At 46.8% G+C, this 11,450-nt stretch carries 9 protein-coding genes; 4 read left to right on the top strand and 5 right to left on the bottom strand.

The window, feature by feature from the left end:
• Nucleotides 1-331 precede the first annotated feature (331 nt).
• Nucleotides 332-1,678: a hypothetical protein gene (locus JXQ28_14475; GenBank protein MBN2278939.1), complete on the top strand. Its 1,347-nt coding sequence runs from the start codon at nucleotides 332-334 to the stop codon at nucleotides 1,676-1,678.
• A gap of 703 nt (nucleotides 1,679-2,381) precedes the next feature.
• Here the strand turns inward: JXQ28_14475 and JXQ28_14470 are convergent.
• Together JXQ28_14470 and pta are read right to left on the bottom strand one after the other, a co-directional pair.
• Entirely contained in the window at nucleotides 2,382-3,314 is a 933-nt protein-coding gene (locus JXQ28_14470) for a hypothetical protein (GenBank protein ID MBN2278938.1), read from the bottom strand.
• Nucleotides 3,315-3,439: 125 nt separating this feature from the next.
• On the bottom strand, nucleotides 3,440-5,707 hold the full coding sequence (gene pta, locus JXQ28_14465) for a phosphate acetyltransferase (protein ID MBN2278937.1): 2,268 nt from the start codon (nucleotides 5,705-5,707) through the stop codon (nucleotides 3,440-3,442).
• Nucleotides 5,708-5,935: 228 nt separating this feature from the next.
• Here pta and JXQ28_14460 point away from each other — a divergent pair, with 228 nt between their 5' ends.
• From JXQ28_14460 to JXQ28_14450, 3 genes are all read left to right on the top strand, one after another.
• Nucleotides 5,936-6,889, top strand: coding sequence for a DUF4097 family beta strand repeat protein (locus JXQ28_14460; GenBank protein MBN2278936.1), 954 nt, complete (start codon nucleotides 5,936-5,938; stop codon nucleotides 6,887-6,889).
• 397 nt (nucleotides 6,890-7,286) lie between these two features.
• Nucleotides 7,287-7,994, top strand: coding sequence for a hypothetical protein (locus JXQ28_14455; protein ID MBN2278935.1), 708 nt, complete (start codon nucleotides 7,287-7,289; stop codon nucleotides 7,992-7,994).
• The gene (locus JXQ28_14450) at nucleotides 7,991-8,935 is read left to right on the top strand and encodes a hypothetical protein (GenBank protein MBN2278934.1); all 945 of its coding nucleotides are present in this window, start codon (nucleotides 7,991-7,993) and stop codon (nucleotides 8,933-8,935) included. Before JXQ28_14455 ends, JXQ28_14450 begins: the two co-directional genes overlap by 4 nt.
• A gap of 67 nt (nucleotides 8,936-9,002) precedes the next feature.
• Here JXQ28_14450 and JXQ28_14445 read toward each other — a convergent pair whose 3' ends face one another.
• From JXQ28_14445 to JXQ28_14435, 3 genes are read right to left on the bottom strand one after another with little or no spacing between them, the layout of a single operon-like run.
• Complete coding sequence (locus tag JXQ28_14445; GenBank protein MBN2278933.1) at nucleotides 9,003-9,938, bottom strand: MCE family protein; 936 nt, start codon at nucleotides 9,936-9,938, stop codon at nucleotides 9,003-9,005.
• 12 nt (nucleotides 9,939-9,950) lie between these two features.
• A complete protein-coding gene (locus tag JXQ28_14440; protein MBN2278932.1) occupies nucleotides 9,951-10,718 on the bottom strand; it encodes an ATP-binding cassette domain-containing protein in 768 nt (255 codons plus the stop codon).
• Nucleotides 10,715-11,368, bottom strand: a complete 654-nt coding sequence (locus tag JXQ28_14435; protein MBN2278931.1) for an ABC transporter permease — start codon at nucleotides 11,366-11,368, stop codon at nucleotides 10,715-10,717. Before JXQ28_14435 ends, JXQ28_14440 begins: the two co-directional genes overlap by 4 nt.
• Nucleotides 11,369-11,450: the final 82 nt, after the last annotated feature.

Genomic DNA, 11,450 nt, shown 5'->3' with positions numbered 1-11,450 from the left:
TTCCCGAAAAAAGTCTGTTATTCCCGGCTCTTCTATGTCATTCCCGACCCCCTTTTCCATCATTCCCTTCCCTTTTCCGTCATTCCCGCTTCCCTTTTCCGTCATTCCCGACCCGATCGGGAATCCATCCTCCCTCATCAATCCCTTCACTGACATCCTCTGTCACCAACATGGATTACTCCCGCAACAAATCCCACTTTCCTCTTGACAAATGGCCTTATTATCTAATTATTATTATATTATCCTCTGAAAAGCCGAATCCCGAGCGAACAAAACTTGGCGAATTCGTGAGTAATCCGACAACAAAATGATGAATGGAGGAAATATATTAATGACCCAAAAAACAATTTCACTTTTTATCACTTTTATAATGGCCTTGATTAGTTATTCGATGATTATCATGGGGTGTAGTAGTGATTCCAATAAGGGCACAGATACTGCCGAAATTGATATAATACCGCCCGGAAAAATATTTAACCTGACAATTTTGGGACCCGTAGATTCAACCTGCCTGCTATCGTGGATGGCTCCCGGGGATGACGGCTATAGCGGTTTGGCAACAAAGTATGATTTACGTTTTACGACAGATAGTAATATTTTAAAAAACTGGACAAATGCTTATGCCAACCCTTATATGCCATTACCAATTACTGCTGGTAATAACCAACAATTTTTGGTTACTGGATTAATACCCGACAGTAATTATTGTTTTGCAATTAAAACATTGGATAATGCAGGCAATATCTCAGAAATATCAAATATTGTCAGGGAACCTATATCCGGTCTGCCCCAAGTTGCTATAATATCTCCACAGAACGGGTCATATATATCTGACATGATATACATTCAGGCGCAAGCAATCGATGACAAGGGCATAATCAAGGTGGAGTTTTTTGCGGACACACTATATATTGGTGTCGATATAATGCCCCCCTACCAGATTCAATGGGATGCGCATGAGTGTTCGCATGAAAGTGCCCATATTATCTACGCGCAAGCCACTGATACTGATAATAATACAGTTGGATCAGGTACCGTTATATGCTATACGGACACATTGCTCTTTTATCCACAGCCTATTGGAATAATAGATTTTTCGGGAACCAATGAATCGACATGCCGCGTTATCTGGAATAGGAGCAATGAACTGGATTTCGCCGGATATATGTTGTACTATGATACTGCAGTGCCGATCACGTATTTAACCGTACACCATAGTGACACCATTTCCAATATTGAAGATACGACATATTATGTACAGAATTTGATTGATACGTCAAAATACTATTTTCGTATATTATCTTTCGACATATTTGACCATGAGACATTGGGACCTATCGATTCCAACTTTACCTTGAATGCGGCTCCGACTGAGCTTATTCCATTAATCGCATGGTATTATAGCGATGGCATATTATTAATGTGGGATTCATGCCTATTGCATGATTTTGAATGCTATACCATATTTCGTTCATACGATGAACTTATAACCGAACAGGATGATATTGTAACATCCATTTATAAGAAAGATAGTTTGTCATATTCGGATAATTCTTATGATACAAATCAAACAAATATATACTATGCTATTGGATTATATGATATTGGCGGCCTATATATAATTGGCGATCCCCGAATTACAACACTTCCAGATTTTCCGCCCCCACCCGACAACTGATTGCAAAAACTGGGATTGCGTAAAAGCCTCAGCAGGTCGAAATCCATACAGCTTCAACAATATTCCTTTCTCCCGTTAATTTCAACCCCCATGTACAACCGGGTACATTGCTGAGCAGGTCAAAAGTGAGATTCCCCCAAAAATAGGACCGGGCGGCCCGCCTTTTAGGTGGGTTTCTTTTCTCCTGGGCGACAGCCCTCCTCATTTCGTGTACGGGCCCCCCCTCATTTACCACCGAAATTTTATATCTTTCCCGCTCCCTTCTTGTCATTCCCGAAAAAAGTCCGTCATTCCCGACCCGATCGGGAATCCATCTTTATCCCCTCTCGAGAGGGGTGGATCCGCCGCAGGCGGAGACGGGGTGTGTTATCCAATCCGCTTTACACACCCCTAAATCCCCTCTCAAGAGGGGACTTTGAACATTTTCCTGGGCGGCAGCCTCCCATTTTCCCCACCACATCACCCTTAATCCATTCCCTTCCCCATCTTGTATGAATACCCATACCTCCTGCATACACCGGACAAAAATCACACCGTTTATATACCGAATCACGCAAGAAACCTTTTTACTGATGAAACGAACCCATTTTCAAAAAAAATCCTCAAAGGACAAAACGAACCCATTTTGCCTGAGTACATGAATAATATCTTGTTGAAAAATCGACAGATTTATATGTCCGGATTTAACCCTCAACGAAATATGTCAGTTCTTTATAACCAGCCGTCCCTGCCTGATTGGACTGGTCCGCCCATCCAAATACACTTCCAGATTCTCGCCGATACCCCTCACCCGCCCTGAAACCGACGGTTCCTGTTTCTCGTCTGGAGTGTCAGGAATAATTTCGACCATCCGGTCGATTATTATCGACCGGGAACGGTAAATTTCGAGTAGAGCCGGATATTCACCTCGGAGCAACCGTCCGCAGTTCTTTCCCAGTCGGTCAATCAGGCTTTGCAGGAAAAAATCCCGGCGGCACTCTTCCGATTCGGAGAAATCGGCCAGACATCCCGCCCGCGGAACAAAGAGCGACGGCGTCACCCGGGGAGTGGTTTCAACATTAAGCCCTATTCCCAGCACTACCCCGGTGACAATATTCCCCTCCACCTGGGAATAGGCCAGCACCCCGCCGACCTTGTGGTTATCCACCCAGATATCATTGACCCACTTAATTTGGGCCCGATCCTTAAGGTCTGCGAACTCATCTATGGCTTCCACCGCCGAAACTGCCGCCAGAACCATGAAACCGGGCCCGAAATTTTTAACCGGCTGACCCGGCGACAGGTAAACCACCAGATAGATATTACCCGGCGGACTGACCCAGGGTCGAGCATGAAATCCATGGAAACCCTCTCCCGAACCGGCCAGACAAAGCATCTTCCCCGGAAGAGCCGCACCGTCATGACATAATCCGGTTATTATGTCATAATGCGATTCTTTGGCATGATCGACCAGCAATAAATATCGCCAGTCCGAGTTGAATTCGACCATTGTTCGATAAATAAAACCGGTCGGGAAAATTCGTTGCGCGGCCGGGCGAAGTTCCTCGGTTAAATCATCTAAGGCAATTTTTTTCCATGAAGATTGCACAGCCCAAAAAGGAACAGCCGTTCGGGGATCATCGGCAAGAATTTCCATACCGGAAAATATTCAATAATCCCCGATCGGGCAACTGATTCTTGTTCTGAAATCTCAGGCGGTCGTGTCGCCAATAAAAAAGGCCGGATAATATCAGTATCCGGCCTTATTGGAAACAAATTGACTTACTTTTTCTTCGCCCTTTTCTCGTTTTCCTGAGCGTCGACTACGGCGATAGCCGCCATATCAACAATCTGGTTGACGTCAAGTGAGCGATGCAGGATATGAACCGGTTTTGACAGGCCCATCAAAATCGGTCCGACGGCCATTAATCCGCCCATGCGTTGCAACAGCTTGTAGGCAATATTACCCGAATTCAAATCCGGGAAAATAAATACATTGGCGGCCTCCTTGAGTTCCGAGAAAGGATAGTATTTTTCCATCATCTCGGGCATCAGCGCTGTATCGGCCTGTATTTCGCCCTCGATCACCAGTTTCGGATCTTTATTCCGCACCAGGCTGACCGCCTCGGCCACTTTGGATGATTCCGGATATCGGGCCGAACCGAAATTGGAGAACGACAGCATGGCAATCCGGGGCTCGATATTGAAAGCCTTGGCAACATGAGATGCCGAAATGGCGATATCGGCCAATTCCTCTGCGGTCGGATTTATATTGACCGTAGTATCGGCAAACAGGTAGACCTTGTCCTTCTGGATCATGGCAAAAAGCCCTGATACCTTTTTAATACCCTCCCTCATCGGAATGATCTGCAGGGCCGGACGGATGGTTGTCGGATATGTCGAGGATACCCCCGAAAGAACCGCATCGCAATCCCCCTGATCAAGCATCATTATTCCGAAATAAGTTCGATCGCGCAGGGTCCATAAGGCCTGATCTCTGGTAATTCCGCGACGATGCCGTTTTTCATAAAATTGCTCGGCATAAGCCTGACGTTTCGGCGATATCACGGGATTAATGATCTCGATTCCATCGATATCGATTTCATGTTCCTTGGCCACAGTCTTAATCTGCTCCGGATCGCCCAGAACTACCGGTTTCCCGATGCCTTCGGTCATAACGGTATGGGCGGCCCGAAGAATACGGCCGGAATCACCTTCTGGGAAAACCACCCGTTTGGGATTCTTGCGAGCTTTGTCGGTAACAACGCTCATGATCACCCGACCTTTACCGATTCTCTTTTCCAACTCGTGCCCGTATTTTTCAATATCGATCTGTTTCCGGGCTACCCCGGAATCAATTGCCGCCCGGGCCACAGCCACGGCCTCCCAGGTTAAAACGCGATGATCAAACGGCTTGGGAATGATATAATCCCGGCCGAATCTGAAATGATCAACACCATATGCCCGCGCAACCGCGTCGGGAACATCTTCCTTGGCCAAGCTGGCAAGGGCCTTGACAGCCGCAATTTTCATCTCATCGTTGATGGCCCGCGCATTCACATCCAGAGCCCCACGGAAAATGAATGGAAATCCCAGAACATTGTTCACCTGATTGGGGTAATCCGACCGGCCCGTCGCCATAATGACATCTTTTCGGGCGGCAACGGCATCGGGATAAGTGATTTCCGGATCAGGGTTAGCCATGGCAAAAAGGATTGGATTCTCGGCCATCGATCGCACCATATCCTGATTAACCGTATCTTTTACCGAAACGCCGACAAACACATCGGCTCCCCTCATGGCATCGGCCAGCGTATGGCAATCGGTCTTGCGGACAAATTCGGCTTTGTACTTATTATAATTATCGCCGCGCCCTTCATACATTACTCCCTTGGAATCAATCATTAGTATATTCTGCGGGTTCACTCCGAGAGCGCAATATAGCTTGGCGCAGGCAATTCCCGCCGCTCCGGCTCCGGAATAAACCACCCGGACCTTGGCAATATCCTTACCGACCAATTCCAGGGCATTCAGCAAAGCGGCTCCGGAAATAATGGCCGTGCCATGCTGGTCATCGTGAAATACCGGAATATTCATCGTCTCTTTCAGCGTTTCTTCGATATAGAAACATTCCGGGGCCTTAATATCCTCCAGATTAATCCCGCCGAAGGTTGGTTCCAGAAGCTGACAGCATTTTATGATTTCATCGGGATCATGGGTATCCAGTTCGATATCGAACACATCGACATCGGCAAAACGTTTGAACAAAACACCTTTCCCCTCCATCACCGGTTTTCCGGCCGCGGCCCCGATATCGCCCAGCCCCAAAACGGCGGTTCCGTTGGAAACAACGGCGACAAGATTACCTTTGGCCGTGTACTTGTAGACATCAGCCGGATTATCCTTGATCTCCAGGCACGGCTGGGCAACTCCGGGTGTGTAAGCCAGAGAAAGATCAAGCTGAGTGTGGCACGGCTTGGTGGATGTCACCTCAATTTTGCCGGCCCTGCCCTTAGCATGGTAGTCAAGGGCCTGTTGTTTCGTGATCATCAAGGTAAAACTCCTAATTTAAAACATCCTGGTAACGCCAAATAAAATCGATTTACATCGAAGATAATATCTGTTTAAAATCAGGAGTCAAGGCCTTTTCAGGACTTTGTTGGTAATTATCAAAAGCCTATCGGAGTGATCGAAATCTTCCCAGGAGGATGAGGAAACATTTCCGGGATTATCGCGTAATTATGGCCAACGATATAATATGCACAAATGGAGAAAACAATGAAATCAATTCACCGTGAATTTTTCAAAACAGGCTTGATAACATCAATCCTGATAATTTTTATGGTCTTTCCGGTTTTCGGCGGCATGGTTAAGAACTGGAATGAATCCTTCGAGGTAGAACCGAATGGGAATCTTATCGTTGAAGCCGATATCGGGTCGATCAGGATATCAACCGGCGGTAACAATAGAATTTTGGCCGATATTGAAGCCGAGGTTGATACACGAAACGAGGATAAGGCCCAAGCTATTTTAGATCGTTTTCAGGTCAAATTTGAACAACGGGATAATTCAGTTATAATTACCCTTGAATACGACAGGGATGGTTGGTCATTTTTGAGGCACGGAGATAATTTCCGGTCAATTGATATAAACGTATCCGTCCCAGTTGAATATGATGTCGAATTAAGTACCGCCGGAGGTGGCATTTCAGTTGAAGACCTGAAAGGTGATATTGATGCCGAAACTTCCGGAGGAAGTCTCCATTTTTATCGTACCGATGGACCTATCAACGGACATACTTCCGGAGGAGGTATCAGTTTGAACCAGTGCCAGGGCAAAATTGACATTGAAACCTCGGGTGGCGGGATTGAAATTAATCAAGTCGATGGGGTTGTTGAGGCTCATACCTCCGGCGGAGGTATTGATATTGATGATTTCAAGGGCTCAATTGATGCCTCCACTTCGGGCGGAGGCATCTCCGCCTCATTTATTGGCCAGCCGGAAGACGATTGCCAATTAACCACTTCGGGCGGAGGCATCGAAATATATCTGGATAAAAACGCCAATATCAATATTGATGCCGAGACATCGATCGGACGGGTCGAAACCGATTTCCCTATTACGCTTCGTGGTCGAATCGACAAATCATCCATCCGGGGCGAAATAAACGATGGCGGCCCGGAAATATATTTGCGGACTTCAGCGGGGAATATTTACATATACGAAAATTAAGAACTTTCACAACACCCTGGCCGGATTCGGGTCAACCGAATCCCGAATCAGCTTCAGACTTTAGCCAAAGACTTGGCGTTCACCATGCCGGGTTTATTATTCCGTTAAGTACACTTGTTTATTTCCAATAAATCTCTTGACAAAATAGATCGGGGTGACTATCTTGATTTTAGTTTGGAATTGCATCGATTATCATTCGACAAAATACTACCTGTTAGACACCTTCGTTAAAGACATCAATAAACCGGCAGGATTATTAATCCGAGCCGGGACATAGTTTTTTGTCTCGATTCGCTCCGGGAATTCTAAGAAAATCCCGGATTTCGCCTTTGAAATCTGCACCGCCACATAATTTTCTATGGAGGCCGGATTTATTGCTTCGGTTAAAGGCGACATTATGTCCAACAGCCTGAGGTATTCTTCTCCGGGTTTGTTTTTATCCGCCTGCAGTTCCGCTTTTCTGTTTGGCCTCAGCCGTACCTGCCCGGAATTGCAGTTTATCATTTTCCTCGCCCTGGTTCCAATGTTACGATATGTTATTCGGAGTAGCCGGCGGGAGTCGATAATAATCGGCTTGATTGTGGCTTTTTTATCCTTTGTTCTAATTTTCACTTCCGACCAGTCTATTTCATTGACCGGGGGATTATTTAAATTTCTCCTGCTTCTGATAATTTTTCCCCTGTATGCCGCCATCATCAATCGACTGGCACGAATGACCGGATTTAATGCTATCCTGGCCGCGGCCGTCTGGTTACCATTGGAGTATATCTGGAGGAGACTATTCGGATCGGACAGTTTGATTATTCCACCGATGGGGTTTTCGCGTTTTATAACCGGGATGGCCACCATTTTGGGAGTCCTGCTGGTGGCCTTTTTGGTGGTTCTGGTCAATTACGTGTTTTTGACCCTGTTTACAGCCATTGAAAATATCCTGCGGGCCTGCCGGACCGCGATGGCACATCGGGGGGCCATCGGTGTTCTCGGCCGACCCGTATCCTGCAAAATCAGCTCTATGGCGAATAATCCGGTTGGACGGGCCCCTCCATTAAAGGGCCTCTTGTTCATCTCTAATAATAAAACCATAATATCATGGGAGGATATATGAAAACGATTGATTTTAATAAATCCCTAATGAAAACATGTTTGGCCGTTCTGATTCTGGCGGTAATAATGCTTGCCACTAATCAACCGATCCAGGCTCAGGTGCAACGGGACTATATTTTCATAATTGATGTGACCGGGAGTACCTGGAATTGGTTGAGTAAATGGCAGGCATCCATGCCCGGCTGGGTGGCCGCACAACAGGCGGCCCTGCCCGGGGTTCGCTTCGGCTTGGTAACCCATAAGGATTTCCCTTTTTCGCCCTATGGTGGAACCGGCGATTATGCCTATCAGATGGCGGCGGCCCTTAACTCCAATCCTGCCAATTTCCTGGCGGCCGTGGCCGGACTCTCCTCAAGTGGTGGCGGGGATGGTTTGGAATCACAGTATGTGACTATCTTTCACACTCTATCCGAAACCGGACTGGATATGAATATGGATTTCGATTATGTTGATCAGGGAGAATTCCCTGCCAATCAGATCGGAATCCTGGCCGGGCGGGAAATAAGGATGATTATTCTGACCGATCAGAAGTCATTTCATGATCGTGATACCGATAGCAATTACCCCTATGCCGGGGCCTCCAATGTCCCCGGGCGAACCACCTGTCTGACTGAAGTCCTGACACATCCGCTAACGACCTATGCTCTCTATACCGGTTCATGGCTCAAGAGCGACATCAATCCGCAAACCGGGGAACCATACTCCGAGGATTACTACGCCGCCGATACGACTCATCTGCAGGAACTCTGTATCAAAACCAATGGCCATGTCATCCTGATGGATACCGTAGCTTCGATGGATGTGGCTCTTGATTACATTGCTACCAATCAACCGCGTCGGGTTCCATCCTTGACCGGGTGGGGTCTGGCGGTACTTCTGGTTTTGCTGATTCTGTCTTCAATCTATGTAATCGCCCGTAAACGGCGGCTTTCCGTATCCTGAAAGGCAGTTAAAAGGTCAGGCCATTTGGCCTGACCTTTTAAAACTCATGGTAATATCTCTTGTTTCTTTAAAAGATCGAAAACTTCAAATATTTCTTGGGATTCTTTTCAATATCGGTTACAAGGTTTTCCACCCTGACAACAAGATTCTTGATTTCCTCGTACAATTCGGCATCATTAACCATGGCCCCCGCTGTCCCCTGACCGCTGTTGATTTTGGCCAGAATGGAATCGATCCGCCCGGTCGAAGTTCGCAGATTGTCATACAACTCCGGTTCGGCGACAAATTTGCCCAGACTTCCTTCATGATTGTTTATCTTAGTGGAGATATCATCCAGGTTGGATGATACGCTTTCAATCGATGAAACGATTTTTTTCTGACTATCCTGAAATTCACCTATAAGGGCGGTCAAGGCCGTCAGCATCCGGGTCATTTCATTATACAGGGTATCATCGGTGAATATTTTTCCTGCCGAACCCTGGCCTTTTTTCATGCGGTCGGTGATCTCAGCCAGATTGGCAGCAACATCCTGAACCGACTGCATTGCATCCGCTCCCTGTCCGAACATTTCGCCCAGGTCGGAGGGCCGCTGGCCCGGGATTTCAGAACCTTCTTCGAAAACGGGCAAGTCTGTCGACCCGGGAATAACCTCGATATATTTATCACCGATAAATCCTATCGTCCCGACCTTAACCGTGGCATCCGCGGTAACCATTTCCTGCACCGATTGAAGAATCCGGAATTTTACTTCCACCCGCCGGATTGGGTCAAGATTCACGATCTTGACCGAATAGACATTGCCAACCTCTAAACCCGCAATCCAGACCGGGCTCCCGGTAACCAGTCCGTTGACATTTTCAAAATATGTTTTGTAGCTGACTTTGGCGTCGAATATCGAGGTTCCTCCACCGGAAAACGAAGCCCAGAGCAAAACTGCAATGGCCCCGGCAATCAGGAGTCCGACCTTTAATTCGCCCCATTTTATTTTCGTTGTCCGTTTCATCTTATCCTCAGACTAAATAAAATCAACTTTCTTGACATTGGCAATGGAATCCCGGAACGGTTTTAGAAATTCGGTCACTCTCGAATCGGTGGCTTGAATCAAACCGCCCAGGTTACCGTCAAAAACGACCTCGCCGGAATCTATCAAAATAAAATCATTGGCCATTTCAAGGGCGTCCGAAATCTGGTGCGTTACCACGATGGAGGTGACATGTTTGAATTCCACCAGCCGATTGATCAGGGAAATAATATTACGCGTCATTTGCGGATCAAGCCCGGTCGTCGGTTCATCATACAGCATAATCCTTGGATTGGTCGAAAGCAACGCCCGCCCGATAGCTACGCGGCGCTGCATCCCGCCTGACAATTCATCGGGCAACCGGTCCATAATATCCTCTGACAAGCCCACAAAGCCAAGCATCTCTTTGACTTTTTCCTCAATCTCATCGGTCTTCATTTTGGAATATTCAAACAGATAATAACCGACATTCTCTCCCACTGTAAGAGAATCGAACAATGCGCCATCTTGAAAAACCATCCCGATTCCCTTACGAATTTCTCTGAGTTGTTTCTCCCGCATCCGGCAGATATTTTTTTCCTCCACCAGAATTTCACCATTGTCGGGGCAAATCAGACCCAGGATTAGTCGGAGAATGGTGGATTTACCCGAACCGGAATGACCCATAATCACCGTCTGGCGCCCTGTTGGAATCGAAAAGGAGACATCTCTGAGAATTTGTTTCCCGGCAATGGAATAATTGACATGACCAAATTCAATCATAAATACCCCTTCAGGACACTCGAAATAAACTTGGTAATGATAAAATTGGTTATCAGGATGGTAATCGAGGAAATCATGACCGATTCAGTCGTCGCCCGTCCGACCCCCTTGGTTCCACCTTCCGCATTAAATCCTTTATAACATGAGACAAAGGCTATAATAAAGGCAAAAATAAACGGCTTGAAGATACCGATAAAGATATTCCCGAACATCAACTTTTCTTTGACAGCCGTCCAGTAGGTCAATGAAGTTATATGAGAAATAAGAATGGCGATCAGCCAGCCGCCAACAATAGCGATAATATCGCTGATTATCGTCAGAACCGGAACCATAAAAATCAACGAAATCAATCTCGGTGCGGCCAATTTACGAAGCGGGTCAATCCCGAATGCTACCAGGGCATCAAGTTGATTGGATGATTTCATGGCACCGATTTCGGCAGTAATTCCGGCAGCCACTCTTGAAGCCACCATGATCCCGGTCAGCACCGGCCCCAATTCGCGAACAATGGCTAAAACCATTACCCGCCCAAGGTAATTTTTACTCCCAAAATCGGCCAGCTCGTTGGAGAATTCCAGGGCCATCCCCTGCCCTGCCGACAAACCCGTAAGAATGACTAAAAACAGGGAACCGACCCCGATTAAATACATCTGCTCAAGTGTCTCCGCATGATAAATCGGACGGCCAACCGATGAGCGAAGCATTTTCACCGAGAAAAAAAATAAAGCTTGA

It is taken from the genome of Candidatus Zixiibacteriota bacterium, assembly GCA_016933955.1.
GTDB lineage: Bacteria > Zixibacteria > MSB-5A5 > GN15 > PGXB01 > JAFGTT01.
The sequence above is the reverse complement of the archived record's forward strand: the minus strand, read 5'-3'. Positions and strand labels throughout refer to the sequence as shown.